This window comes from Blastococcus sp. SYSU DS0619 (assembly GCF_054051035.1).
Map to the genome: position 1 here is coordinate 126,043 of NZ_JBJHAM010000002.1, position 24,993 is coordinate 151,035.

Sequence of the window (24,993 nt, forward strand, 5' to 3'; positions counted from 1 at the left end):
CGTCCTGGCCCCCCGGTTCAGGCCACCGCGCCGGTGAAGACCAGCAGCGGAGCACCGGCCACGAGTCCGACGGTCACGGTCACGACCTCGCGCTGGTCCGCGGGGACGGAGAACACGTAGCTGCCCTCGGCGGAGCCGCCGCCGGCCAGGGTGCCCTGCAACCACGAGGCGGCGTCGTCCTCGACCGGCGACGCGGCCACCTCCTCCGCGGTGTAGGTGAGCGCCACCTCCACGTCGGCCAGCTGCACCGGCGCGCCGGTGCCGTTGGTGATGCGGACGGTCACGGCGAGGGCCGGTCCGGCGATGTTGCCGGGGCCGGTCCCGGAGGCCTGGATCGCCGAGACGGACGACAGCTCGGCGATGATCCCCTGCCCGGCATCGACCGCGTCCTCCAGGCCGACCGCCTCGAGCGACGGCGGGGCGCCCTCGACCTGACCGGCGGTCGCCGGAGGCGGCGAAACGGTCTGCGGCGTCTGCGCCGGCGTCGCCGGGGCCGATGTCGTCGCCGGGGACGCCGGGGTGGACGACGTCGCCGCCGGCGTCGACGTGCTCTCCGCCGCTGCGCGATCGCGGTCGTCCGCGTCCGCCGGCCCCAGCACGGCGACCAGCGCGGCGACGACCGCCAACGCCACCGCCACGGCGAGCAGCGCGAGCCACGTACGGCGCGTGCGCCCCGGCGTCGGGTTCTCGGTCGTCATGCCGCCAGCCTTCCCATCTCTCCGAACCACTTGCGGCACGCCAGGGCCAGGTAGCCGGCCGTGGCGAGGAACAGCACGCCGTAGGCGGCGAGGAAGACCGACGGCGCGCCGAGCAGGAGGAACACCAGGCAGAGCAGCCCGTAGTCGGTGGGCACCACGAGCAGCGAGCGGAGCACCGACGGCCGGTCGTCCGTGCGCGTCGCCCGGGTGGTCGCGCCGTGCTGGGCGCGCAGCGCCTCGTTGAGCAGCGTGGCGAAGAACAGGACCACGGAGACCACGGAGAAGCCCAGCGGCAGCAGCAGGACCGCGTCGCCGTCGAACGTCCCGGAGCGGTGGAGGCCCACGAGGAGCGCCAGGTGCAGGCTGGCGATCTTCACGGCATCGACCATGTGGTCCAGCCACTCCCCCGCCGGCGACCCGCCGCCGCGCAGCCGGGCCACCTGCCCGTCCGCGGAGTCGAGGGCGTAGCCCACCACGAGGCACGCGGACACGGCGAGGCCGACCGGCCAGGACGGTGCGGCCAGGGCCAGCAGTGCGATCCCGGCGAACGTGAAGACGGCGCTGATCGCGGTGACGGAGTTCGGCGTGAGCCCCACCCGGTGGGCGAGCGCGGCGAGCAGCCGGCCGAACGGGCGGTTGACGAAGCGGGAGTAGGCCGGTGCGCCGACGGCGCCCTTCTGCGCCGTGGACAGCCGCTGCAGGATCACCCGCAGCGCCTCGGGCGGCGTCCCGTCCGGACGGTGGCCGACGGTCGCGGTCACTGCTGCCCGGCCCGTAGCTGCACCGACTCCGGAGCGGGCGCCGGCAGGGGGATGACGACGCCGGGCGCCGTGGCCGGGCGGGACGCCTGACGGTCGTGCGGCGACCACGTCCCGGACCGGCGGCCACTGGGCCGGCGCCCCGGCACGTCGTGGGCGGCCAGCCGGCCCGCCAGCTGCTCGTACCCGGATGCCACGTCGTCCCAGTCGTACCGGCGCGCCAGCTCCCTGGCGCGGCGGCCGGCCGCGCGCACCCTCCCCGGGGCGTTCTCGGCCGCGTCGACCAGCCGGGCGACGTCCGCCGCGTCCGTGAAGTAGCGGCCCGCGTCCCCGGCGACCTCCCGGTTGAAGTCGACGTCGAAGGCGAGCACCGCCGCGCCGGCGCCGAGGGCGCGCAGCAGCGAGGGGTTGGTGCCGCCGACGGAGTGCCCGTGCAGGTAGGTGAAGGAGCAGGCGTACAGCTGGTCGAGCTGCTCCTGGTCCCAGACACCGCCGAGGAAGCGCACCCGGTCGTCGGCCAGGTCGTGCACGCGCCTGGTGTAGCCGTCGGCGTAGGGGGCGGAGCCGACCACGACGAGCGGCTTGCGGGCCCCGCTGCGCCGGTAGCCGTCGACGATCAGGTCGACGTGGTTCTCCGGCTCGAAGCGGGCGACCACCAGGTGGTACCCGCCGGGCTCGAGCCCCAGGTCGGCGAGGCGGTCGCCGCCGGGCCGGACCAGTGGCGCGCCGTAGGTGAGCAGGGAGGTCGGCGCCCCGAACTCCGTCCGGTAGTAGTCGGCGATGCCCTGCGCGTCGGCGATGAGCGCGTCGGACCACCGGACGGCCAGCGCCTCCGCGGCCCGGTAGTAGCGCTGCCCGACCGGGCCCCACTTGGCCCGCTTCCACTCCAGCCCGTCGACGTGCGTGGCGACCGGGATGCGGAACGCGCGCAGTGCCGGCAGCAACGGCGCGTTGGCGGCGTTGAACACGAACGCCGCATCGGTCCGGTGCGCCACCAGGTGGGCCACCGACAGCGCCGAGTGGCTCAGCGTCTCCAGGGCCCGCGTGCGTGCCGCAGGGAGGTGGACCAGCTCCATGCCCAGGTGCCGCGCCGGCCGCTCGACCTGGCCGGAGGTGGTCCGGCAGTACACCACCACCTGGTGCCCGCGGTCGGCCAGCCGACGGCCGACCTCCTCGACGGCGGTCTCGAAACCGCCGTACCGAGCGGGTACGCCGCGCGTACCGACCATGGCGATCCGCATGGTCCCTCCGTCCGTGTCCCGGCGCGTGCGGCTCCACCGAGCTGGTGGATCCGCTTCGACACCTCTCTCACCAGCAGTTTCGGCGAGGAGACGGCTGACGACGCCGTTCGGCGGGAGCGCGTGACCCGTGCGAGTGACGCCCGGACGAGGGGGTCAGTAGGCCCCGGAGCGGGAGAGCACCGCCCGCCCGGTCTTCCAGAGGATCAGGATGTCCAGCGCCAGCGACCAGTTCTCCACGTACCGGAGATCGAGCCGGACGGACTCCTCCCACGAGAGGTCGCTGCGCCCGGAGATCTGCCACAGCCCGGTGAGCCCGGGCTTGACCAGGAGCCGGCGCCGGACCGAGGTGTCGTAGCGCGCGACCTCGTCGGGCAGCGGGGGCCGCGGTCCCACCAGCGACATGGAGCCACCGAGCACGTTCAGCAACTGGGGCAGCTCGTCCAGCGAGAGCCGGCGCAGCAGCCTGCCCACCGGCGTGACGCGCGGGTCGGTGCGCATCTTGAACAGCAGACCGTCGGAGATGTTGTCCCCGCGCAGCTTCTCCAGCTGCCGGTCGGCGTCGACCACCATGCTGCGGAACTTCAGCATCGTGAACGACTTCCCGCCGAGGCCGACGCGCTCCTGCCGGAAGAGCACCGGCCCGCGGCTGGTCAGCCCCACGGCGCCGGCCAGCACCAGCAGCACCGGGGACAGCAGCAGCAGCGCCAGCGCGGCGACCGCGCGGTCCATGCCGCCCTTGACCACCCGCCGCCACCCCTCGAAGCAGGGCTGCTCGACGGACAGGAGCGGGAGCCCCTCGAAGGGGCGGATGTGCAGCCGGGGGCCGGCCACCTCGATCAGGCCCGGGGCCACCAGGAGTTCGATCCCGGTGCCCTCCAGCTGCCAGGAGAGCTGCCGCAGGTACTGCGCCGCGGTCTCGCTGGCCGAGGTGACCGCGATGGTGTCGGCGTCGTGCGCCGAGGCGAGGGCGAGGACGTCGTCGAGGCCACCGACCGGCACGCCGGCCTGGTGGGCCACACGGACGCGATCGGCCGGGGTCACCGCGACGGCCACCACGTCCAGCCCGGCGTACCGCTCGCGCTGCAGCCGGGTCACCAGCTCGAGAACCGCTCCGCCACGCCCCACCACCACGACCTTCTTGGTGCAGCGCCCGGCCGCGCGCAGCCGGCGCAGCCGGGTGCGCGCCAGGTACCGCACGAGCAGGGTGGCGGCGGCCAGCACGGGGATCGCGACCAGGACCAGGGCCCGGCTGAGCTCCAGCGCCGTGACGTAGGAGATGAAGCTGGCGGTGGCGAGGAGCAGGAACCCGGCCCGGCCCACCCGCCGGTACTCGTCGCTGCCGGTGCCGTACACCCGCTCGGAGTACGCGCCGGTGGCGCCGAGCAGGACCGGCCAGGCGGCCAGGAGGGTCACTGCCGCCCACAGCAGCGGGGTCCCGAGGGTGAGCTCGTCCGCGCGGGGCAGGAGGACGGCGGCACCGGCGACGCCAGCGAGCGCGGTCTCCGCCGCGATCAGGGCCACGCTGTAGGACCGCGCCCAGGCCGGCGCCGGGCGGCGGGCGAGCGACCGGGCCGCGGCGGTGGACCCACCGGAGGGACCGGACAGGATGTCGGCCCCAGTGCTCGCCTGATGGCGTTCCAGAAGCATTCGTCCCCCCGAACGATCTCACGCACCGTAGTCACGGGCGCACTCCGCTTCCGGAGGCGTACACCTGACCAGCCGTTCGGCCTCCGTGCGAATGTTGATTGCGGTCAACACTCACAGAGCGTGATGGGCGGGTCAACGCGGGGGCCGTCGCTTCACCCGATCGGGCCGGGTGGCCTGCGTCCCCGCGAGCGACGGAGGGGTGCGTTCAGCTCCGGGGGTGGACCTGGTTCTGCGCGGCCTCGAGCCCGCCGGCGAGGAGCGCCTCCGCGGCGTCGGCGGCCTCGACGAGCAGCAGGTCGAGCTCCTTGCGCTCGGTGCTGGAGAAGTCCTTGAGGACGAAGTCGGCGGGGTCCTGCCGGCCGGGTGGGCGGCCGATGCCGACCCGGACGCGCAGGTACTCCTTCGTGCCGGTGGAGCGGGTGATCGACCGCAGGCCGTTGTGCCCGCCCTCCCCGCCGCCGCGCTTGAGCCGCACGGCGGAGAAGGGGATGTCGAGCTCGTCGTGGACGACGACCAGCTGTTCGGGGGGCAGCTTGTGGTAGTCCAGCAGGCCGCGGACCGGGCTGCCGGACTCGTTCATGTAGGTCGAGGGCACCGCCAGCACGACCCGCCGTCCGGCGAGCCGTCCCTCACCGGAGACCGCGCGGGCACGGGCACCCTTGCCCGGGGCGAGCCGGATCCCGGCGCGCCGGGCCAGTTCGTCGACGACCATCGCGCCGACGTTGTGCCGGTTGCCGGCGTAGGCCGGGCCGGGGTTGCCCAGCCCCACCACGAGGAACGGCCCCTCGGGTACCGGGGACGCCGCAGGGGCGCCGGCGGTGCCGGCGCCCCTGCGGGCCGTGCTCTCGGTCAGCGGATGCCTCAGTCGTTCGTGCTGTTCTCGGCGGCGTCCATCGACTCGCCGCTGCCCTGGTCGAGCGGCTCGGGCACGACGTCGCCCTCGCCGGCACCCTCGGCGGCCTCGTCGGAGTCCTCGCGCTCGATGCCGGCCTCGGCCTCCAGCTCGGCGAGCTCCGCCTCGAGGGCCTCGGCGGTGGGCGCGCCGAGGAAGCCGATGACCAGGGCCTCGGGGTCGGTGATCAGCGTCGAGCCGGCCGGCAGGACCAGGTCGCCGGCGGCGATGTTCTGCCCGGCGTCGCGGCCGGTGACGTCGACCTCGATGCTCTCCGGCAGGCGGGTCGCGTCGGCCTCGATGGAGACGGTGTTGAGCTGGTGGTTCGGGATCGCGTCGGGCGCGGGGGTGCCCACGATGATGATCGGCACGTCGACGGTGGTCTTCTCGCCGCGACGGACGAGCAGCAGGTCGACGTGCTCGTGCTGGCGGGTCAGCGGGTCGCGCTGCACGGCCTTGGTCAGCGCCAGCTGGTCCTTGCCGTCCAGGACGATGGTCAGCAGGACGTTGCCGCCGCCGTTGCGCAGCGCCGCGGCGAACTCGCGGGCCGGCAGGGACAGGTGGACGACGTCCTGGCCGTGCCCGTAGAGAACGGCCGGGATGCGGCCGGCGCGGCGGGTGCGGCGGGCACTGCCCTTGCCGAACTCGGTGCGGGTCTCGGCGTCGAGGCGGAAGTCGGCCACGGTGGTGTGCTCCTCAGAAGGGTGGATCGGTCTGCGGCCCGGCGACCGGGCGCAGCACACCCCACGGGGCACGCGCACGTCGATCACGGAGTACGGACGGACCGTCTCCCTCGCCGGGCAACGGGAGCCAGGTTACCCCAGCGCGCCGGGAGCCGGCGCAGGGGACGGTCAGCGGGCGCGCACGACCGCGTCGAGCACCAGGCGGGCGCACGCCTCGACGTCCTTGCCCGTGGTGTCGACGGTGATCTCGGCGTCGGTGGGCACCTCGTAGGGGTCGCTGATCCCGGTGAAGGCCGGGATCTCCCCGCGGCGCGCCTTCGCGTAGAGCCCCTTGCGGTCCCGGGCCTCGCACTCGGCCAGCGGGGTGGCGACGTGCACCAGCACGAAGCTGTCCCGCCCGGCCTGGGCCACCACCTCGCGCCGGACGTCGGCCCGCACCGAGGCGTACGGGGCGATCGGCGCGCAGACGGCGATCCCGCCGTGCTTGGCGATCTGCGCGGCCACCCAGCCGATCCGCCGCACGTTGGTGTCGCGGTCCTGCTGCGAGAAGCCGAGCCCTGCCGACAGGTGGTGGCGGACCTCGTCGCCGTCGAGCAGCGTGACCGTGGAGCCGGCCTCGAGCAGCAGCTCGACCACCCGCCCGGCGATCGTCGACTTCCCCGCCCCGGAAAGCCCGGTGAAGAACAGCACCGTGCCACCCGTCCGGGCCGGCTCCGGGTCGACCCGCTCACCCAGCAGCGTCGCGCCGTACCGCGCGGCCAGGTCGGCCCAGGCCACCTCCGGGGAGGCGGCGGTCACCGGCACGAGCACCAGCTCGACCTCGCGCCCGGTCGCACGGACGCCGGCCCAGGCGGCGGCGCCGGCGGAGACCGCGGCGGAGTCCGCCGGGGTCCCGGCCACCGGCAGCAGGGCCAGCACGCGCCCGGGGAGCTCCGCCGCGTCGGCGGGGGGCCGGCCGATCCAGGCCGCCGGCGCCGACCACCCGCGCTCGGTCAGCCACCGCGCGACGGCGTCGGGCGAGCGCCAGCGCGGGATCGCGGCCACCGCGAGCGCGTCGCCCTCGCGGACGGCCACCGGCACGCCCTGGGCGTCCTCGAAGGCGTCGCCCGGCGGCAGGTCGGGCACGGCGGCGCCCAGGCCGAAGGCGTAGCGGGCCACGGCCGCGACCTGGGCGTCACTGAGTCGGGAGCGGGCTGGCACGCCGGCCATCCTCCCAGGGCACCGTGCGCACCCGGCGCCCCCGGTGGGTCAGCGGCTCAGCTGGCCCCGTCGAACAGGCTGGTGACCGACCCGTCCTCGAAGACCTCCTTGATCGCGCGCGCCAGCAGCGGGGCGATCGACAGGACGGTGAGCTTGTCGAACTGGCGCTCCGGCTCGATCGGCAGCGTGTTGGTCACGATGACCTCGCTGACCTTGCTGTTGGACAGCCGCTCCACCGCGGCGCCCGACAGGACCCCGTGCGTGGCGGTGACGATCACGTCCGCGGCGCCGGCGTCGAAGAGCGTCTCGGCGGCCTTCACGATCGTCCCGCCGGTGTCGATCATGTCGTCGACCAGGATGCAGACCCGGCCCTCGACGTCGCCGACCACGCGGTTGGCGACGACCTCGTTGGCGACCATGGGGTCGCGGGTCTTGTGGATGAAGGCCAGCGGGGTGCCGCCGAGCTTGTCGCTCCAGCGCTCGGAGACCCGGACCCGGCCCGAGTCGGGCGAGACGACGGTGATGTCGCGGTCACCCCAGCGGTCGCAGACGTGCCGTACCAGCAGGTCGAGGGCGAAGAGGTGGTCGACCGGGCCGTCGAAGAAGCCCTGGATCTGGGCGGTGTGCAGGTCGACGGTCATCAGCCGGTCGGCGCCCGCGGTCTTGAACATGTCGGCGACCAGCCGGGCGGAGATGGGCTCCCGGCCGCGGTGCTTCTTGTCCTGCCGGGCGTAGGGGAAGAACGGCGCGACGACGGTGATCCGCTTGGCCGAGGCGCGCTTGAGCGCGTCGACCATGATCAGCTGCTCCATGAGCCAGGTGTTGATCGGCGCGGTGTGGCTCTGCACCACGAAGGCGTCGCAGCCGCGCACCGACTCCTCGAAACGCACGAACAGCTCGCCGTTGGCGAACTCGTAGGCGGCCGTCGGGGTGGGCGTGACGCCCAGGTGACCGGCGATCTCGTCGGCCAGCGCCGGGTAGGCCCGACCGGAGAAGAGCATCATGCTCTTGTTCGTCGTCTGCCGGATGGCACTCATCGGCTCGCTGTCCCTAGCTGTCGGAGTCCGCACGGGAGGACTCGGACCGGTCCTCCCGGGGTGCCTCGGTCCGGTTCTCGGCCGCTGCCGCGGCCTCCGCAGCGGGCGAACCGGACCGTCGGCGACGCACCCAGCCTGCCACATTCCGCTGGGGTGCCCGAGCGACGGCCATGGCCCCCGGCGGGACGTCGGAGGTGATGACCGACCCGGCGGCGGTGTAGGCGCCGTCCCCCACCGTGACCGGCGCCACGAGCATGGTGTCGGAGCCGACCCGCACGTGGTCGCCGATGGTCGTCCGGTGCTTGGCCACACCGTCGTAGTTGACGAACACCGTGGCCGCCCCGATGTTGGTGCCGCGGCCGATCGTCGCGTCACCCACGTAGGACAGGTGCGGGATCTTCGCCCCCTCGCCCACCTGCACGTTCTTCGTCTCGACGAAGGCGCCGACCTTGGCGTCGCCCGCCAGCCGCGTGCCCGGGCGCAGGTAGCTGAACGGGCCGACGGTGGAGTCCGGTCCGATGACCGCCCCGAGGCAGTGCGACCGGACGACGGAGGCCCCCTCCCCCACCTCGGTGTCCTCCAGCGTGGTGTCCGGCCCCACGTGGGCAGCGTCACCCACGGAGGTCACCCCCCGGAGGTGGGTGCCGGGCTCCAGGACGGCGTCCCGGCCCACCGTCGCGGTGACGTCGACCCACGTGGTCGCCGGGTCGACGACGGTGACCCCGCTGCGCATCAGCTGGTCGAGCACCCGGTCGTTGAGCGTCCGGCGGCGGGCGGCGAGCTCCCGGCGGTCGTTGCAGCCGAGGACGTCGTCCGGGTCGTCGGCGCGCACGGCGGCGGTGGGCGCCCCGCCGGCGACCAGCGGGGCAAGCGCGTCGGTCAGGTACTGCTCGCCCTGGGCGTTCCCGGTGCCCAGGCCGGCCAGGACCCTCCGGAGCGTTCCGGCGTTCGCGACGTAGACGCCGGCGTTGACCTCGCGGATCGCCCGCTGCTCCGCCGTGGCGTCGCGCTCCTCGACGATGGCCTGCGGCGCGCCGCGCTCGTCCCGGACGATGCGGCCCAGCCCGGTCGGTTCCTCGACCTCGGCGGTCAGCACCGTGAAGACGCTGCCGGCCGCGTCGTGCGCCGCCACGAGCGCCTCGAGCGTCCCGGTGGTCAGCAGCGGGGAGTCCCCGTTGACGATGAGGACGGCACCCTCGAGGTCGGGGACGGCGGCCAGCGCGACGGCGGCGGCGTGGCCCGAGCCGAGCTGCTCCTCCTGGAGGACGGGCAGCGCGGCGGGCGCGATCTGCGCCAGGTGCTGCTCCACCTGGTCGCGACCGGAGCCCACGACCACGACGGTCGTGCCGGCGCCCAGCGGCGCGGCCGCCGCGAGCACGTGGCCGAGCATGCTGCGGCCCCCGAGTTCGTGCAGCACCTTGGGGCGCGACGAGCGCATGCGCGTGCCCTGCCCGGCGGCCAGGACCACGACGGCGGCCACGGACGGAGCGGGTGCGGGGCTGGCGGCGGGCTGCACGTGGGTCACGGATCTCCTCGGTCGGCGACGACGGACGTCTGGCTGGGGGACTCGGACTCGAACCGAGACTGCACGGCACCAAAGGCCGGCGGGCTGCCGATTACCCCATCCCCCACACCCGGTGCCGCTGCCGGCCCGGGGGCGCCGGTGCACCGGCGCCCGGAGCGAGCCTAGGGCCACGGGGCGGGAGCGGGCACCTGCCCGGAGGGCCGCCGTCCCCCGCTCGGGTCGCCGCCCTCCCTACGGTGCCGTAGGTTACGGCCACGGAGCCGGGCCAGACACGCGCCGGCCGTATCCCCCCTCGGTCGCCCCGGAGGCCTCTTGTCCGCTCCTGCTCGTACCCGGCCCATGGCGCCACCGCGCGCCGCAGAACCGCACGCCGGGCTGCCGGCCAACGCGATCGGCCGGCGCAAGAGCGTCCTCGAGATCGTGACGCTCTACGCCTTCGTGGTCGTGCCGTTCCTCGCCATCGCGGCGGTCGTCCCGGCCGTGTGGGGCTGGGGGCTCTCATGGCTCGACGTCGGGCTCGCCGTCGGCTTCTACTTTTTCACGCTGCTCGGCGTGACCGTGGGCTACCACCGGTACTTCACGCACGGCTCCTTCAAGGCCAAGCGCCCCCTGCGGCTGCTGCTGGCCGTCGCCGGCTCGATGGCCGTGCAGGGCCCGGTCGTGCAGTGGGTGGCCGACCACCGGCGGCACCACGCCTTCTCCGACCGCGACGGCGACCCGCACTCGCCGTGGCGCTACGGCACCGACGCCCGCGCTCTGCTCAAGGGGATGTTCCACGCCCACCTGGGCTGGCTGTTCGAGCGGCGCAAGACCAGCCAGGAGCGCTACGCCCCCGACCTGATGAAGGACTCCGCGCTGGTCACCACCGACCGGTTGTTCACGGTGTGGGCGGCGATCAGCCTCTTCCTCCCGGCCGTCATCGGCGGCCTGGTGACGGCGAGCTGGGCCGGCGCCTGGACGGCCTTCTTCTGGGCGGGCCTCGTCCGCATCGGGCTGCTGCACCACGTCACCTGGTCGATCAACTCGGTCTGCCACGTCGTCGGCGACCGCCCGTTCGTCTCCCCCGGCCGCGACCGGGCGACGAACTTCTGGCCGCTGGCGATCCTCAGCGCGGGCGAGTCGTGGCACAACCTCCACCACGCCGACCCCACCTGCGCCCGGCACGGTGTGCTGCGGGGGCAGATCGACATCAGCGCCCGCACCATCTGGGTGTTCGAGAAGCTCGGCTGGGCGTGGAACGTGAAGTGGCCCGACCCGGTGCGGCTCGCAGCCAAGCGTCGCGTCCCCGCTGCGGCCGGCAGCTGACGGTCCCCTCCCCGGCGCCTCCTCCGCCCGGGCGCCGCGGGAACTCCCGGGTGCCCGGGCGGAGCCGTCCTCCGGGCATGGTGGACCGGTGACCACGCGGAGCACAGCGCCCCCGGCCGGGTCCCGTCCCCGGCGGGGCCGGGTGCGCATGACCGGTCCCGAGCGGCGCAGCCAGCTGCTCGACGTCGGCCGCGAGCTGTTCGCCCTCAAGGGCTTCGACGCCACCTCCGTCGAGGAGATCGCCGCGCACGCCGAGGTGAGCAAGCCGGTCGTCTACGAGCACTTCGGCGGCAAGGAGGGGCTGCACGCCGACGTCGTCGAGCGGGAGATGCACCGGCTGCTCGACCGGTTCGGCACCGCCCTGTCGGTACCCGGCCACCCCCGCGAGCTGCTCGAGCGCGCCGCGCTGGTGCTCCTCGACTACATCGAGGCGGACACCGACGGCTTCCGGGTGCTCACCCGCGACGCCCCCGTGACCAGCGGCGGCGGCACGTTCGGGTCGCTGATCGGGGACCTCGCCCACCAGGTGGAGCACGTCCTGGCACGGGAGTTCGCCGCCCGCGGCTACCGGCCCGAGCTGGCCCCGCTCTACAGCCAGGCGCTGGTGGGCATGGCTGCGCTGGCCGGCCAGTGGTGGCTGGAGACGCGCTCCCCGGGCAAGCACGAGGTGGCCGCCCAGCTGGTGAACCTGGCCTACAACGGCCTGTCCCGCCTCGACCCGAACCCGTAGCCGGGCCGGGGCCGCGGCTCGGTCAGGGGACCACGCGGGCGCCGGGCACCGGCCCGGTGACCGCGCGCACGGTGCGGAAGATCCCGACCCCGGCCAGCTCGGCCGCCAGCCGGACGGCGCCCGGCTCGTCGGGCGCCAGCGCCGCCACCGTGGGGCCCGACCCGCTCACCAGCACGGCCAGGGCGCCGGCGTCCTGCGCCGCGCGCAGGGCCCGGCGCAGGTCCGGCCGCAGGCTCAGCGCGGCGGGCTGCAGGTCGTTGGAGAGCGCCGCGGCGAGCTGGGCCGCGGTGCCCGCGCGCAGGGCGGCGAGGACGGGGTCGGCCGGCGTCGGCTCGGCGACGTCGGGCACCCGGCCCCGGGCCCGCAGCCGGTCCAGCTCGCCGTAGACGGCCGGCGTCGAGAGCCCCTCTCCCGCGATGCCCAGCACCCAGTGCCACCGGCCGGCGGCCAGCACCGGCGCCACCTGCTCGCCGCGGCCGGTGCCCAGGGCGACCCCGCCGACGAGGCCGAACGGCACGTCGCTGCCCAGCTGGGCGGCCAGTTCCAGCAGGTCCTCGCGCGCGGCCCGGGTGCCCCACAGCGCGTCGAGGGCGACCAGCGTCGCGGCGGCGTCGGCGCTCCCGCCGGCCAGACCGCCGGCCACCGGGATGCTCTTCGCGACGTGCAGGTCGGCGTCGGGGCGGACGCCGGCGGAGCCGGCCAGCAGCTCGGCGGCCCGCCAGACCAGGTTGGTGCGGTCACCGGGCACCTGCCCGGGCCCGCTCGCCGCGCCGGTGCCCTCACCGGTCAGCCGGAGGGACAGGCCCTCCCCCGGCCGGGCGGTGACCGTGTCGTGCAGGGACACGGCGAAGTAGACGGTGACCAGGGCGTGGAAGCCGTCCTCGCGCAGCGGCCCCACGCCGAGGTGGACGTTCATCTTGGCCGGTGCGCGGACGACCACGGCGTCCTCGCCGGCGCTCACGGCTGCACCGGGTCGGTGGCGGCCAGGCGCGCGAAGTCGGTGACCGAGAGCTGCTCACCGCGGGCCGAGGGGTCGATGCCGGCCGCCCGCAGCCGCACCTCGGCCGCGGCCGGGCTGCCCGCCCAGCGGGCGAGCGCCGCCCGCAGGCCCTTGCGGCGCATCCCGAAGGCCGCGTCCACCACGGCGAAGGTCGCCTGCCGGTCGCCCGGCGGCGGCGGACGCCGGACCAGCTCGACGAGCCCGGAGTCGACGTTGGGCTCGGGCCAGAAGACCCGGCGGCCGACGGTGCCCGCGCGGCGCACCGAGCCGTACCAGGCGGCCTTGACCGACGGGACGCCGTAGGCGGGCGCCCCGGGAGCCGCGGCGAGCCGCTCGGCCACCTCGGCCTGCACCAGGATCAGCGCCCGGTCCAGGGTGGGCAGCAGCTCCAGCAGGGTGAGCAGCACCGGGACGGCGACGTTGTAGGGCAGGTTTGCCACGAGCGCGGTCGGCGGCCGGCCGGGCAGCTCGGTCACGCGCAGGGCATCGCCCTCGACGACGGTCAGCCGGTCGGCGAGGTCGGGGCGGCGGGCGGCGACCGTCCGCGGCAGCAGCGCGGCCAGCCGGGGGTCGATCTCCACCGCCGTCACGTGCGCCGCCACCGGCAGCAGACCCAGGGTCAGCGAGCCGAGGCCCGGGCCCACCTCCAGGACGACGTCGTCGGGCCGCACACCGGCGGTGCGCACGATCCGCCGGATCGTGTTGGCGTCGTGCAGGAAGTTCTGCCCCAGGGTCTTCGTGGGACGCAGTTCGAGCTGCTGGGCCAGGTCGCGGATCGCGGCCGGGCCCAGCAGCCCGTCGGCCTGCTCGGGTTCGGTGGTCAGCGGGATCAGCTGAACAGGCGGGGCCCGCAGTGCGGCCACTGGCCGGCACCGGAGCGCTGGTACAGCAGCTGGGCCCGGTAGGTCTGCTCGTCCGCCGGGGCGGCCGACGGCAGGCCCGAACCACCCACGGCCTGCCAGGTGGCCGTGGAGAACTGGTACAGCCCGTGGTACTTGCCGGTCCCGCTGACCGCGGTCGGGCGGCCGCCGGACTCGCATGCGGCCAGGGCGGCCCAGTTGAGGCCGTCGGCGGAGGGGCTGTTCGTCGGGCGCGCCTTGGTGCCGACCGTCACGAGCTCGTCGACCGGCGCCCGGGTGACGGTGGTGGACAGCTGCTCCCGGCCGGTCTCCCGGCCGTCGACGACGGTCACGCGGAAGGTGGTGGTCTGCTCGCCGGCGACGCCCTGCTGGGTGACCGTCTCGTCGCCCGTGAATGCCTCGGCGTCCTCGGTCTCCACCCGTCCGTGCGCGACCGGGGTGACCTCGGTGACCTCGGAGACCTGCACCCGGTACACCTGCAGGCGCATCCGGTTCAGCAGCGCCTGCGTGGGCTTGAGGCTGGTGCGGTCGGTGTCGCCGAGCGCGATGCCCTGCTCGGCGAGCAGGTCGCCGGCGGTCGCGGCGGTCGTGGTAACCACGCGCTCGGCGCCGTCGGCCACGAGCACGATCTCCTTGGGCGTGGTGATCGTCAGCTGCATGCCCTCGAGCGGCAGGCGGTCGCTGCGGCTCGCGGAGAGCACCAGCCCGTCGGCGCGGAGACCGAGCTGGTCGAGCGCCTCCTCGACCGACAGCGCGGTCACCTGCACCTGGCGGGAGACGCCGTCGATGGTGAGCTCGAGCGGCCGGGCCCGGTTGAGGACGACGGTGGAGCCATCGCTCACCACCTGGTCCGCCGCGGGGAGGACGACGTCCTGGGCGGCGAGGGTGAGGCCCTCCTCCTCCAGCATGTCGCCCACGGTGTCGGCGTAGGTGCCGACGTCGCGGGTCTGACCGTCGACGGTGAGCGCGACGGACTTCTGGGCGAGGAAGAAGGCCAGCGTCCCGCCCACCAGTCCGACGAGGACGAGGGCGAAGAGGCTGAACTGCAGGGAGCGACGCACGACACTTCCAGGGGTCACAGAACCCGGGCAGGAGAACGGCTGGACCGCCGAGTGCGGCCCGACCGCGGTTCCCGGCTCGAGCGGCGGCCCCCCGGGGATCCGGAGCAGGGACGCCACCCGGGTCGCTCTCCACCCCGGCTGTCGATCACGACACGATAACGAACACTCTGCGCGTGGCAACGGTGCACAACGAGTGAAACAGACCGCGACATCGCGCACCGTGGACGCGCCGGTACCCCTTGTGACGGACGTGCCGGGTGGGACGGGTGTGACGAGAAGGTAGTCACCCGTTCCGGGGTGACCAAGCCCACCGGGTTCGCCGGACCCCTCACCGGGGACCCGAGAGCTCAGCCCGCCAGCGCGGGAGCGCTCGACCGCACCGGTCGCAGCCAGCTGAACAGGAAGACGGTCACGGCCAGCCCGGCCGCCAGCGCGGAGAAGCCGCCGGCCACCAGGGCCACGGGCAGCACGTCGAAGTTCTCGCTGACCCGCTCCCCCAGGTCGAGGCCGGCGCCCAGCAGCAGCGTCCCGAACGGCAGCAGGGCCGTCACGCTGGCGGCCGCGGTCACCAGGTGCGCCGTCCACGTCCGCAGCGCCTCGTCGATCGGCACGTCGGCGCCCTCGGCGGGAACCGGCCGGACCAGCGCCCGGAGCAGCGCCCCCTCGGCCAGCAACCAGGCCACCAGCGGCACGCCGACGACCGCCCAGGCGGTGGTGCTCCCCAGCTCGCCGGAGGACCACAGCCACCCGGCCGTCGCCAGCTCGGCGGCGACCACGAGGCGCATCGTCCAGACCAGCCAGGCGGAGATCTGGTCGCCCTGCCGCGGGCGGCGCGGCGGGGAGCTCAGGGCCCAGCGGGGGCGGGGACGCGTCGCCTCGGCCAGCAGGACCCCCGCCAGCAGGCCCACCGCGAGCAGGGGGATCCAGAGGAAGACCGACGCCTCGGCGAGGAGCACCACGCTGGCCACGATCCCGGCCAGGCCCAGGACCAGGCCCAGCCGGCGCCAGCGGCGTCCGTGCGCCGCCTGGCGCCGCAGCGTCGCCAGCCCCTCGGGGGTCGGCTCGGCCAGCTCCACCCCGCCGCCGGCGACCGCACGGCGGTCCGCCGCGAGCTTCCAGCCACGGGCCAGCAGCACACCCGGCACGAGCAGAGCGACGAAGACCACGACGGCGATGAGACGACCCACGGCAACATTGTCGTCCTCCGGACGACACCGCGGCCACGTACAGTCCGCTATTTCTGTTGAGCCCCACATATCCCGCTCGGGACGACCTCGCGGCTACCGGGGAGCGTCGTCCGCCCAACTGCCGAAGACGCGCTCGGCGGTGGTGGTGAGGGTGTCGCAGAGCTCGGCCAGCTCGGTACCCGTGACCTCCGCGAGCGCACGGACGGTGTGCGGGACCAGCCGCGAGGCGTTCGGGCGGCCACGGAACGGCACCGGGGTGAGGAACGGGGAATCGGTCTCCACCAGGAGCTGGTCCACCGGGGTCAGCGCCGCCGCCTCGCGCAGGTAGCCGGCGTTGCCGAACGTGAGGGTGCCGGCGAAGGAGAGGACGTGCCCCCGCTCGACGCAGGCCCGTGCGAACGCGGCGTCGCCGGAGAAGCAGTGGAAGACCGTGTGCTCGGGCGCGCCCTCGTCGTCGAGCACCCGGAGTATCTCCTCGTGCGCGTCCCGGTCGTGGATGACCAGGGCGATGCCGTGCCGCTTGGCGATGTCGATGTGCGCGCGGAACGACGCCTCCTGGGCGGCCCAGCCCTCGGGACCGGTGCGGTAGCGGTCCAGGCCGGTCTCCCCTACCGCCCGCACCCGGGGCAGCGCCGCGAGCCGGTCGATCTCGGCCAGCGCCGTCTCGGTCGCCGCCCCGGCGCCCGCCTCATTGGGGTGCAGCGCGACCGCCGCCAGCACGTTCGGGTGCCGGGCGGCGAGCGCAGCCGACCAGCGCGAGGAGGCGACGTCCACACCGACCTGCACCAGGCGGGGGACGCCGACCGCCTCCGCCGCGGCGATCTCCGCGTCGACGGCGTCGTCGGAGGCCCACTCGCCGTGCTCGTCCCCGGCCGGCCGCTCCCCCAGGACGATGTCCAGGTGGGTGTGGCTGTCCAGCGCGGGCGCCGGCAGGGGCTCCGGGGACGGCGGCGGCTCGCCCCGCCGGTTCGCGCGGGACGACGCCGAGCGACTCACGCGGAGTCCCCGCCTTCCTCCAGGCGCCGGATCTCCTCCTCGACGACGGACTCGTCGAGCTTGGTGAAGATCGGCTTCGGCGGCGCCAGCGGCGTCCCGGGCGCCGCCAGCGGCGTCGACGCCCACACCGCCTGCCCCTGCGCGTAGTCGCCGGTGATCACCGGGTACGGCGAACCGTCGTCGAGGTCGGTGACCTCCTCGATCCGCGGCGCGACCGACCAGGTGCCGGTGCCACCGAGCAGCTCGTGCACCTGCTGGGAGGAGTGCGGGAGGAACGGCGTCAGCAGGGCGTTGCAGTCCTTGATCGCCTGCAGCGCGGTGTGCAGCACGGTGTCCCGGCGGGCCGGGTCCTCCTTGAGCTTCCAGGGCGCCTGGTCCGACAGGTACTTGTTCGCCTCGCCGACGACCCGCATGGCCTCGTTGATCGCGGCCTTCTGCCGGTTGCGCGAGAGCAGCTCGCCCACGGGGGCGAACGCGCCGGAGGTGGTGGCCAGCAGGGCGCGGTCGTCGTCGGTCAGCTCCCCCGGCGTCGGCACGGCACCGACGTTCTTGGCCGCCATCGACACCGAGCGGTTGACCAGGTTGCCCCAGCCGGCGACCAGCTCGTCGTTGTTGCGCCGGCGGAACTCCGCCCAGGTGAAGTCGGTGTCCTGGTTCTCCGGGCCGGCGACGGCGATGAAGTAGCGCAGCGCGTCGGCGTCGTACCGGGCGAGGAAGTCCCGCACGTAGATGACCACGTTGCGGGAGGAGGAGAACTTGCGCCCCTCCATGGTCAGGAACTCGCTGGACACCACCTCGGTCGGCAGGTTCAGCCGGCCCAGCGACCCCGCGCTGCCGCCCTTGTCGCCCTCGCCGTTGTAGCCGAGCAGCTGGGCGGGCCAGATCTCGGAGTGGAAGACGATGTTGTCCTTGCCCATGAAGTAGTAGGCGTCGGACTCCGGCGTCTGCCACCACTGCCGCCAGGCCTCGGGGTCGCCGGACCGGCGGGCCCACTCGATCGACGCCGACAGGTAGCCGACGACGGCGTCGAACCAGACGTAGATGCGCTTGTCCGGCCGGTCGCGCCAGCCGTCCAGCGGCACCGGCACGCCCCAGTCGATGTCGCGGGTGTAGCTGCGCGGCTTGAGGTCCTCGAGCAGGTTGACGCTGAAGTTCAGGACGTTGGGCCGCCAGCTCTTGCGGGTGCCCAACCAGTCGCCGAGGGCCCGGGTGAACGCCGGCAGGTCGAGGAAGTAGTGCTCTTCCTCCACGAACTTCGGCGTCTCCCCGTTGATCTTGCTGACCGGGTTGACGAGGTCGATCGGGTCGAGCTGGTTGCCGCAGTTGTCGCACTGGTCGCCGCGCGCGCCGTCGTAGCCGCAGATCGGGCAGGTGCCCTCGATGTAGCGGTCGGGCAGGGTGCGGCCGGTCGACGGGCTGATCGCGCCGAGCGTCGTCTTCGGGAAGACGTAGCCGTTCTTCAGCAGGCCGAGGAAGATCTCCTGGCTGACCGCGGCGTGGTTGGCCGTCGTCGTCCGCGTGAAGAGGTCGTAGCTGAGCCCGAGGGACTGCAGGTCGCCCACGATGATCCGGTTGTTCCGGTCGGCGATCTCCCGGGGCGTGATGCCCTCGGCGTCGGCGGCGACGGTGATCGGGGTGCCGTGCTCGTCGGTGCCGCTGACCATGAGGACGTCGTCCCCGGCCATGCGGTGGTACCGGCTGAAGACGTCGGAGGGGACGCCGAACCCGGAGACGTGGCCGATGTGCCGCGGCCCGTTCGCATAGGGCCAGGCGACTGCGGTCAGGATGTGCCGATCACTCACGGCGTTGAGCCTAGGCGGCGGGGTCCAGCCGGTCGCCCGGGCGGGCTACCGACGCGGCCCCCGACGGTGGGTGTCAGGGCTGCGAGACGACGCTCGTGGCCGCGTCGGACGGGTCGGCGTCGACCGGGCCGAGGAGGGCGAGGCCACCGAGCGCCAGGGCGATGAGCCCTAGGGTGACCGTGCACAGCGACCGGTGCAGGAGCACCGGATCGGGCCGCCGCACCCGCACGCGCGGGCCCTGCAGCACCCACGCCCGGGCCGACGGCGAGTCGACGAGGAGCAGCTTGCCGATCGGCAGCGCGAGCGAGGCCGCGAACAGCAGCGGCAGCGGGACGCCACCGACGAGGGTCTCGGGCAGCGGCACGAGGAACGCGACGACGCCCAGGGCCGACACCACGGCGACCTCGATGCCGGAGGTGACCACCAGGAGCCTGCTGCTCGAGCCGTCGATCAGCGCCGCGCCCGCACCGGCGGCCAGGACGATCCAGCCGGCCAGCACGACCAACCCGAGGACGACCAGCCAGCCGGCCGGCCGCACCGGAGCGACCAGGACGGCGTCGACCCGGGTCAGGCCCGTGGCCAGCAGGCCGACGGCCTCGAGGACGGCGAGCACCCCGGCGACGAGCGCGGGAGCCGGGATCCGGCGTCGCGCGCCGGGGGCGCCCGGGATCGCCGCGGCACCGGGCACCGGCTGCGCCGGACGGGCGTACGGGGACCCGACGGTGTCGCGGACGTCGAGGACGGTGCTCGCCACGAAGCTTCTCTCCCTGACCGGTGGGGCTGTCCCCGGTCAGGTCGGCGCTCCGGGCGGGTCCCTGGACGACGCGCCGGCCGTTCTCACCCCTTCGGGGCAGGGCGGTCGCACGGGCGGGTGGCCCCGCACGCCTACGCTGCACACCGCCGAGGACGACCAGTCGGGAGGAGTGCGGACCGCCGTGAGCACCAGCGACGACCTGCCGGCCGCACCGCTCGAGCTGCCCTCCCAGGTGCCGCCGGGGTCGCCACCGACCCTGCGGCCCCGCCCCGCCGGGCAGCAGCAGCGGATGCCGACCCGTCGCCCCGAGTCGGCGGCCGTCATCGACTGCGCCGTCTACGTCGACGGCCGGCGCCAGGAGGCGGTGGCCGCGCAGGACGCGCTGCGGGTCGCCGAGGAGCGCGGCGGGTTCGTGTGGCTGGGCCTCTACGCCCCGGGCGAGGACGAGCTGGGGGCGATCGCCGGGGAGTACGACCTGCACCCGCTCGCGGTCGAGGACGCCGTCTACGCCCACCAGCGGCCGAAGCTGGAGCGCTACGACGACGCCCTGTTCATGGTGCTCAAGACCGCCACCTACATCGAGCACGAGGAGCTCACCGCGACCAGCGAGGTCGTGGACACCGGCGAGGTGATGGTCTTCCTCGGGCCGAACTACGTCATCACCGTCCGGCACGGGGAGCACGGCGGCCTGGCCGACCTCCGGCAGCGGCTGGAGGACCAGCGGGAGCTGCTGTGCCTCGGGCCCGCCGCGGTGCTCTACGCCGTCGCCGACCTGGTGGTGGACTCCTTCGTCGACGTCGCGGCCGCGGTCGAGGAGGACGTCGAGGAGCTGGAGGCCTCGGTGTTCAGCCCCCAGCGCACCGACGACATCGGCCGGCTCTACCAGCTCAAGCGGGAGCTGATGTCGCTGCGGCGGGCGGTCTCCCCGCTCGAGGTCCCGCTGCAGAAGCTGGCCGAGCGGCCGGTCGACGTCGTCCCCGAGGCGATGCGCTCGTACTTCCGGGACGTCTTCGACCACGCCATCCGGGTGCGCGACCAGGTGGGCGGCCTCGACGAGCTGCTCACCTCGATCCTGCAGGCGTCGCTGGCCCGGACGCAGATGGCCGACAACGAGGACATGCGGAAGATCTCGGCCTACGCCGGCATCATCGCCGTCCCCACCGCCATCGCCGGGATCTACGGCATGAACTTCGAGTACATGCCCGAGCTCGACGAGCCGTGGGGCTATCCCGCGGTGCTGCTGGTGATCCTGACGGCCATCGTGCTGCTCTACCGCGGTTTCAAGCGCAACGGCTGGCTGTAGCCCCTCGCGGCCTTGCGGCCCTCCACATGCCCCGGCCGTCCCCAGGCATAGGAGGCTTTGCCTACGGTTTCGTGGCCGGATCTGTAGGCATAGCCTCCTATGCCGCCCAGAGCTCTGACCGCGGGTCGCCCCCGCGAGTTGTCCACAGATCGCTGCGTTGGCTCCCAGCCGAGTGACCGAGCCAACGAGGCTGCCCACATGGACTGGCAGAAGGCCATCGGCGACACAGTGCGCGACCACGGCGGGCTGGCCACGCGCCAGCAGCTGCTCGAGCGGGTGCCGCGCCAGGTGCTCGACAGCCATGTCGGCCGCGGGCACCTCGTGCGGGTCCTTCCCAAGGTCTACCGACTGCGGGACTGCGTCGAGGACGACGGGATCATCCTGCGCGCGGCGCTCCTGCACACCGGCCCGGTTGCGGCGCTGAGCCACACGACCGCACTCGCCGTGTGGGGCCTACGCCCGTTGGAGCGGCCACTTCACGTGACGGTGGACCAGAGCGTCAAGAGAGCCGGAGCACCCGACCTGCTCGTGCACCGCCGGCTGCGCTTCGACCCGGAGTCCGCGCAGTGCGTTCAGCGGCGCGACCTCCTCATCACGACACTGCCCCGGACCGTCATCGACTCGTGGCCCTTGCTGCCGACCGTTGAGCGCCGTCCACTCGCCTTGGACCTCAGCAACCGCGGGCTGGTCACCGCGCGACATCTCGATGAGGCACTGGCGGAGCGCCCCAATGTCGCAGGCCGGCGGGGCCTGCGTCAGACCATCGATCTCATCGCCGACGGCTGCAGGAGCGAACTCGAGGCCCACGGCGTCCTCAACGTGTTCCGGCACCGCTCGCTGCCGTCGAGCGTCGGCCAGTACCAGATACAGCTCCCGGCCGGTCGGATCAGGCTCGACCGGGCATGGCCGGAGGTGAAGCTGGCAGTGGAGCTGGACGGCGCCCAGCACCACACCTCTCCGGCGGACCGCCGCAAGGACCTTGCCCGCGACCGGGAGCTTGCCGCACTCGGCTGGGTCGTCCTCCGTTTCACGTACGCGGACGTCCTGCGTGACCCAGACGGTGTGCGAGCAAAGGTGCTCGCTGTCTACCGCGCTCGCCTCGCACAGCTGCACGTGAGCTGAGACTTCACAGGCATAGGAAGCTATGCCTGCGGATCAAGGCTGAATACGCAGGCAAAGCCTCCTATGCCTGCAAAGGGGCTAGCCCTTGGCGGCGACGACGGCGTCGTAGACGGTGCGGCGCGGGAGCCCGGTGCGCTCCACGACCGCCCGGATGGCGTCCTTGCGGGTCGCCCCGGCCGCCTCCTCCGCGGCCACCTCGGCCGCGAGCTCCGCCGGCGACAGCTCCACGGCCCGCTCCGGCGCCCCGGCGACGACGAGGGTGATCTCGCCGCGCACGCCGTCGGCGGCCCACGCGGCGAGCTCGGCGAGACCGCCGCGCCGGATCTCCTCGTGGGTCTTGGTCAGCTCGCGGCAGACGGCGGCCGGCCGGTCGTCCCCGAGCACGGCCGCGGCGTCGGTCAGCGCGTCGGCCAGCCGGTGCGGGGACTCGAAGAACACCATCGTGCGGCGCTCGTCGGCCAGCGAGGCGAACCGCGACCGGCGCTCCCCGCCCTTGCGCGGCAGGAAGCCCTCGAAGCAGAAGCGGTCCACCGGCAGTCCCGAGACCGCCAGCGCGGTGATCACCGCCGACGGCCCCGGCACGGAGGTGACGTCGACGCCGGCGTCGATGGCGGCCCGCACGAGCGTGTACCCCGGGTCGGAGACCGAGGGCATGCCGGCGTCGGTGAGCAGCAGGACCGTCCGCCCCTCGGTCAGGGCCGCCAGCAGGCCGGGCAGCCGGGCGCGCTCCACCGACTCGTGGAAGGTGACCACCCGGCCGGTGAACGTGACCTCGAGGTCGGCGGCCAGCCGGTGCAGCCGCCGGGTGTCCTCGCACGCGAGGACGTCGGCGGTGGCCATCGCCGCCCGCAGCCGCGGGCCGACGTCACCGGGCTGCCCGAGGGGCGCCCCACCCAGCACCAGCCGTCCGCTCACGCCGACGAGCCTGTCACGACCGGGCGGGCGCGCGTGCCACCTACCCTGACCGCATGGCGGTGCTGGCACCCGAGCGGGCGGACGAGGACCCGCGCGGGACCCCGCCCCCGGCGGCCCCGCGGGTGCGCCGCCGGCGACCGCCGCGGCCCCGGCGGGACGTCATCCCGCTGCCCACCGACCGGCGGACGGCGTGGATCATCGCCGCCGTCCTGGGCGTCCTGGCCCTGACCACCCGGCTCTGGGGCATCGGCTACCCGAGCGACCTGGTCTTCGACGAGGCGTACTACCCGCCGGAGGCGCGGGAGCTGCTGATCTGGGGGCACGAGTACAACCGCGGCTACACGTTCATCGTCCACCCGCCGCTGGGCAAGTGGCTGATCGCGGCCGGCGAGCAGGTGTTCGGCTACACCTCCTTCGGCTGGCGCTTCCCCTCCGCGGTGGCGGGCTCGATCGCCGTCGTCGTGCTGTTCCGGCTCGGTCGCCGGCTGACCGGTTCGACGCTGGTCGGCCTGTTCGCCGGGGTGCTCCTGATCGTCGACGGCTTCGCGTTCACCATCTCGCGCATCGGCCTGCTCGACGTCTTCCTGCAGGTGTTCGTGCTCGGCGCGGTCGCCTGCCTGGTGGTCGACCGCGACGTCGTGCGGGGCCGGGTGCGGGCGGCGGGCGAGATCGCGGGCGACGGCTTCCGGCTCGGTCCGCGGGGCTGGCGGATCGCGGCCGGCGTCCTGTTCGGCTGCGCCTGCGCGGTCAAGTGGAGCGGGGTCTGGTTCCTGGCCTTCTTCGCCGTGCTGTCGCTGTTCTGGGACCGGGGGGCCTGGCGGGACGCCGGGGCGCGGCGCCCCACCCGGACGGCGGCCCGCCGAGGGCTGCCCGGTGCGCTCTGGGCGCTGGCCGCGGTCCCGGTGCTCACCTACCTGGCCTCGTTCACCGGCTGGTTCCTCGGCGAGACGTCGCAGGGCAGGGCGTGGGCGCAGCAGAACCCCGACACCGCCTACCCGTGGGTGCCGGACGCGCTGCGGTCGCTGTGGCACCAGCACGCCGAGTGGCTCCGGTTCCACAGCGAGCTGTCCAGCCCGCACCCGTGGGAGTCCGGCCCCTGGTCGTGGTTGGTCAACGGCCGGCCCATCCTGCTGTGGAACCCGCAGGGCATCGTCGACGCCCAGGGCGAGCAGGTGGTGCGCTACATCCTCATGGTCGGGACGCCGGTGCTCTGGCTGGCCTTCGCGCCCGCCATGCTGTGGCTGCTCTGGCGGATCGGTGCGCGGCGGGACCCAGCCGCTCTCACGGTCGCCGTCGGGATCGCCGCGGGCTGGCTGACCTGGTTCGTGAACCTCGACCGGACGATGTTCATCTTCTACATGGCGCCGGCGCTGCCGTTCTTCGTGCTCGCGGTCGCCCTGGGGCTGCAGGACGTGGTCGGGCGGCCCGGCGGCGGCGAGTGGCGACGGCGCGCGGGGCTGGCCGTCGCCTGCGGGTACGTCGCCGTCGTGGCGGCCACCTTCGTCTTCTTCTGGCCGGTGCTCACCGGGCAGCCCCTCTCGCACGCCGAGTGGCTGCAGCGCATGTGGTTCCCGTCCTGGTTCTGACCGGGCGCTCAGGAGTGGTGCTCGTGGACGACGGCGTGCCCCTTGCCGCGGCCGATGAGCGCCCGGTTGACCGGCACCGTCACCACGAAGGCGACCGCCAGGGCCACGGCGAGCGAGCCCCAGAACAGCGGTGACCCGAGCCCGGCGTCCATCGCACCCGGGATGGCCAGCATGATCCCGTTGTCCACCACCTCCATGACGAGGATGGAGACGGTGTCGGCCGCCAGCGCCACCCGCACCGCCGCGCGCAGCGCCAGGCCCGAACGCAGCACCGGCACGATCGTCAGCGAGTAGCCGAAGACGAACGCCAGTGCGACGGCGAGCGTGATCGTGGCCCCGTCCGACCAGCCCAGCGCGGTGCCGATCACCATGCCGAGCACCTCGCCGATGGCGCAGCCGGTGAGGCAGTGCAGGGTCGCGCTGATGGCGAGGCGGGTGAGCGCCTGCCCTTCCGAGCCGCCGTGCGCGGCATGCCCCGTTCCGTGCCGGTCCCCGGACCGGGCCGTCGCCGGCGGGTGGTGGTTCTCGGTCATGGCGACACCTCTCTCGACGCGTTCGACGACGCGAGGAAGATACCCCCCAGGGGTACCCGCCGCCAGTGCCTCCGGACTCCTCCACGGATGCCGGGACGGAGTCGGCCTTCGACCGGTGGCGGAACTCGACCGCTCACCGAGGAGCTCGCGGGACCGAC

23 protein-coding genes and 1 tRNA gene are annotated in these 24,993 nt (G+C 74.2%); 5 read left to right on the forward strand and 19 right to left on the reverse strand.

Going from position 1 to position 24,993, the window contains the following annotated elements:
* Positions 1-17: 17 nt before the first annotated feature.
* The 10 genes from ACI79T_RS03150 to ACI79T_RS03195 form a co-directional block, all read right to left on the reverse strand.
* The gene (locus ACI79T_RS03150) at positions 18-698 is read right to left on the reverse strand and encodes a hypothetical protein (RefSeq protein WP_456608594.1); all 681 of its coding nucleotides are present in this window, start codon (positions 696-698) and stop codon (positions 18-20) included.
* Complete coding sequence (locus ACI79T_RS03155; RefSeq protein ID WP_456608595.1) at positions 695-1,459, reverse strand: CDP-alcohol phosphatidyltransferase family protein; 765 nt, start codon at positions 1,457-1,459, stop codon at positions 695-697. Before ACI79T_RS03155 ends, ACI79T_RS03150 begins: the two co-directional genes overlap by 4 nt.
* A complete protein-coding gene (locus ACI79T_RS03160; protein WP_456608596.1) occupies positions 1,456-2,697 on the reverse strand; it encodes a DUF1972 domain-containing protein in 1,242 nt (413 codons plus the stop codon). Before ACI79T_RS03160 ends, ACI79T_RS03155 begins: the two co-directional genes overlap by 4 nt.
* 153 nt (positions 2,698-2,850) lie before the next feature.
* Complete coding sequence (locus ACI79T_RS03165) at positions 2,851-4,218, reverse strand: sugar transferase (RefSeq protein ID WP_456608597.1); 1,368 nt, start codon at positions 4,216-4,218, stop codon at positions 2,851-2,853.
* A gap of 331 nt (positions 4,219-4,549) precedes the next feature.
* Positions 4,550-5,116, reverse strand: a complete 567-nt coding sequence (gene pth, locus ACI79T_RS03170; protein ID WP_456608598.1) for an aminoacyl-tRNA hydrolase — start codon at positions 5,114-5,116, stop codon at positions 4,550-4,552.
* Positions 5,117-5,205: 89 nt separating this feature from the next.
* Positions 5,206-5,919: a 50S ribosomal protein L25/general stress protein Ctc gene (locus ACI79T_RS03175; RefSeq protein ID WP_456608599.1), complete on the reverse strand. Its 714-nt coding sequence runs from the start codon at positions 5,917-5,919 to the stop codon at positions 5,206-5,208.
* 168 nt (positions 5,920-6,087) lie between these two features.
* Complete coding sequence (gene cysC, locus ACI79T_RS03180; RefSeq protein ID WP_456608600.1) at positions 6,088-7,128, reverse strand: adenylyl-sulfate kinase; 1,041 nt, start codon at positions 7,126-7,128, stop codon at positions 6,088-6,090.
* A gap of 47 nt (positions 7,129-7,175) precedes the next feature.
* Positions 7,176-8,156, reverse strand: coding sequence for a ribose-phosphate diphosphokinase (locus tag ACI79T_RS03185; protein ID WP_456608601.1), 981 nt, complete (start codon positions 8,154-8,156; stop codon positions 7,176-7,178).
* Between the two features lie 13 nt (positions 8,157-8,169).
* Positions 8,170-9,681 carry a bifunctional UDP-N-acetylglucosamine diphosphorylase/glucosamine-1-phosphate N-acetyltransferase GlmU gene (gene glmU / locus ACI79T_RS03190; RefSeq protein WP_456608602.1) on the reverse strand — a complete coding sequence of 504 codons (1,512 nt, stop codon included), beginning with the start codon at positions 9,679-9,681 and terminating at the stop codon, positions 8,170-8,172.
* 30 nt (positions 9,682-9,711) lie between these two features.
* A tRNA-Gln gene (locus tag ACI79T_RS03195) sits at positions 9,712-9,787 on the reverse strand.
* Positions 9,788-10,020: 233 nt separating this feature from the next.
* Here ACI79T_RS03195 and ACI79T_RS03200 point away from each other — a divergent pair.
* Together ACI79T_RS03200 and ACI79T_RS03205 are read left to right on the forward strand one after the other, a co-directional pair.
* Entirely contained in the window at positions 10,021-10,986 is a 966-nt protein-coding gene (locus tag ACI79T_RS03200; protein WP_456608603.1) for an acyl-CoA desaturase, read from the forward strand.
* A gap of 148 nt (positions 10,987-11,134) precedes the next feature.
* A complete protein-coding gene (locus ACI79T_RS03205; RefSeq protein WP_456608604.1) occupies positions 11,135-11,716 on the forward strand; it encodes a TetR/AcrR family transcriptional regulator in 582 nt (193 codons plus the stop codon).
* Positions 11,717-11,738: 22 nt separating this feature from the next.
* On the opposite strand, the gene ACI79T_RS03210 is transcribed toward ACI79T_RS03205, so the two are convergent.
* From ACI79T_RS03210 to ACI79T_RS03240, 7 genes are all read right to left on the reverse strand, one after another.
* Positions 11,739-12,677: a 4-(cytidine 5'-diphospho)-2-C-methyl-D-erythritol kinase gene (locus ACI79T_RS03210; protein ID WP_456608605.1), complete on the reverse strand. Its 939-nt coding sequence runs from the start codon at positions 12,675-12,677 to the stop codon at positions 11,739-11,741.
* Positions 12,674-13,579: a 16S rRNA (adenine(1518)-N(6)/adenine(1519)-N(6))-dimethyltransferase RsmA gene (gene rsmA, locus ACI79T_RS03215; protein ID WP_456608606.1), complete on the reverse strand. Its 906-nt coding sequence runs from the start codon at positions 13,577-13,579 to the stop codon at positions 12,674-12,676. Before rsmA ends, ACI79T_RS03210 begins: the two co-directional genes overlap by 4 nt.
* Entirely contained in the window at positions 13,546-14,637 is a 1,092-nt protein-coding gene (locus tag ACI79T_RS03220) for a ubiquitin-like domain-containing protein (protein ID WP_456608607.1), read from the reverse strand. Before ACI79T_RS03220 ends, rsmA begins: the two co-directional genes overlap by 34 nt.
* A gap of 347 nt (positions 14,638-14,984) precedes the next feature.
* On the reverse strand, positions 14,985-15,824 hold the full coding sequence (locus tag ACI79T_RS03225) for a hypothetical protein (protein WP_456608608.1): 840 nt from the start codon (positions 15,822-15,824) through the stop codon (positions 14,985-14,987).
* A 93-nt stretch (positions 15,825-15,917) separates the two neighbouring features.
* Complete coding sequence (locus ACI79T_RS03230; protein ID WP_456608609.1) at positions 15,918-16,820, reverse strand: TatD family hydrolase; 903 nt, start codon at positions 16,818-16,820, stop codon at positions 15,918-15,920.
* On the reverse strand, positions 16,817-18,622 hold the full coding sequence (gene metG / locus ACI79T_RS03235; RefSeq protein WP_456608610.1) for a methionine--tRNA ligase: 1,806 nt from the start codon (positions 18,620-18,622) through the stop codon (positions 16,817-16,819). Before metG ends, ACI79T_RS03230 begins: the two co-directional genes overlap by 4 nt.
* 73 nt (positions 18,623-18,695) lie before the next feature.
* A complete protein-coding gene (locus ACI79T_RS03240; protein ID WP_456608611.1) occupies positions 18,696-19,376 on the reverse strand; it encodes a hypothetical protein in 681 nt (226 codons plus the stop codon).
* Between the two features lie 181 nt (positions 19,377-19,557).
* Here ACI79T_RS03240 and corA point away from each other — a divergent pair, with 181 nt between their 5' ends.
* Both corA and ACI79T_RS03250 read left to right on the forward strand, forming a co-directional pair.
* Positions 19,558-20,679, forward strand: a complete 1,122-nt coding sequence (gene corA / locus ACI79T_RS03245) for a magnesium/cobalt transporter CorA (protein ID WP_456608612.1) — start codon at positions 19,558-19,560, stop codon at positions 20,677-20,679.
* Positions 20,680-20,877: 198 nt separating this feature from the next.
* Entirely contained in the window at positions 20,878-21,801 is a 924-nt protein-coding gene (locus ACI79T_RS03250) for a DUF559 domain-containing protein (protein WP_456608613.1), read from the forward strand.
* Positions 21,802-21,879: 78 nt separating this feature from the next.
* On the opposite strand, the gene rsmI is transcribed toward ACI79T_RS03250, so the two are convergent.
* The gene (rsmI, locus tag ACI79T_RS03255) at positions 21,880-22,716 is read right to left on the reverse strand and encodes a 16S rRNA (cytidine(1402)-2'-O)-methyltransferase (RefSeq protein ID WP_456608614.1); all 837 of its coding nucleotides are present in this window, start codon (positions 22,714-22,716) and stop codon (positions 21,880-21,882) included.
* 53 nt (positions 22,717-22,769) lie between these two features.
* Here rsmI and ACI79T_RS03260 point away from each other — a divergent pair, with 53 nt between their 5' ends.
* Positions 22,770-24,302, forward strand: a complete 1,533-nt coding sequence (locus ACI79T_RS03260; protein WP_456608615.1) for a dolichyl-phosphate-mannose--protein mannosyltransferase — start codon at positions 22,770-22,772, stop codon at positions 24,300-24,302.
* Between the two features lie 8 nt (positions 24,303-24,310).
* Here the strand turns inward: ACI79T_RS03260 and ACI79T_RS03265 are convergent, their stop codons facing one another.
* Positions 24,311-24,835, reverse strand: a complete 525-nt coding sequence (locus ACI79T_RS03265; protein ID WP_456608616.1) for a DUF4396 domain-containing protein — start codon at positions 24,833-24,835, stop codon at positions 24,311-24,313.
* Between the last annotated feature and the right edge of the window lie 158 nt (positions 24,836-24,993).

Bases quoted from the DNA above. Each gene is read 5' to 3' on its own strand.
- ACI79T_RS03205 (WP_456608604.1), top strand. From the start codon at position 11,135: ATGACCGGTCCCGAGCGGCGCAGCCAGCTGCTCGACGTCGGCCGCGAG.
- ACI79T_RS03250 (WP_456608613.1), top strand. From the start codon at position 20,878: ATGGACTGGCAGAAGGCCATCGGCGACACAGTGCGCGACCACGGCGGG.
- ACI79T_RS03160 (WP_456608596.1), bottom strand. From the start codon at position 2,697: ATGCGGATCGCCATGGTCGGTACGCGCGGCGTACCCGCTCGGTACGGC.
- cysC (WP_456608600.1), bottom strand. From the start codon at position 7,128: ATGGCCGGCGTGCCAGCCCGCTCCCGACTCAGTGACGCCCAGGTCGCG.
- ACI79T_RS03265 (WP_456608616.1), bottom strand. From the start codon at position 24,835: ATGACCGAGAACCACCACCCGCCGGCGACGGCCCGGTCCGGGGACCGG.
- ACI79T_RS03200 (WP_456608603.1), top strand. From the start codon at position 10,021: ATGGCGCCACCGCGCGCCGCAGAACCGCACGCCGGGCTGCCGGCCAAC.
- ACI79T_RS03150 (WP_456608594.1), bottom strand. From the start codon at position 698: ATGACGACCGAGAACCCGACGCCGGGGCGCACGCGCCGTACGTGGCTC.
- ACI79T_RS03260 (WP_456608615.1), top strand. From the start codon at position 22,770: ATGGCGGTGCTGGCACCCGAGCGGGCGGACGAGGACCCGCGCGGGACC.
- ACI79T_RS03185 (WP_456608601.1), bottom strand. From the start codon at position 8,156: ATGAGTGCCATCCGGCAGACGACGAACAAGAGCATGATGCTCTTCTCC.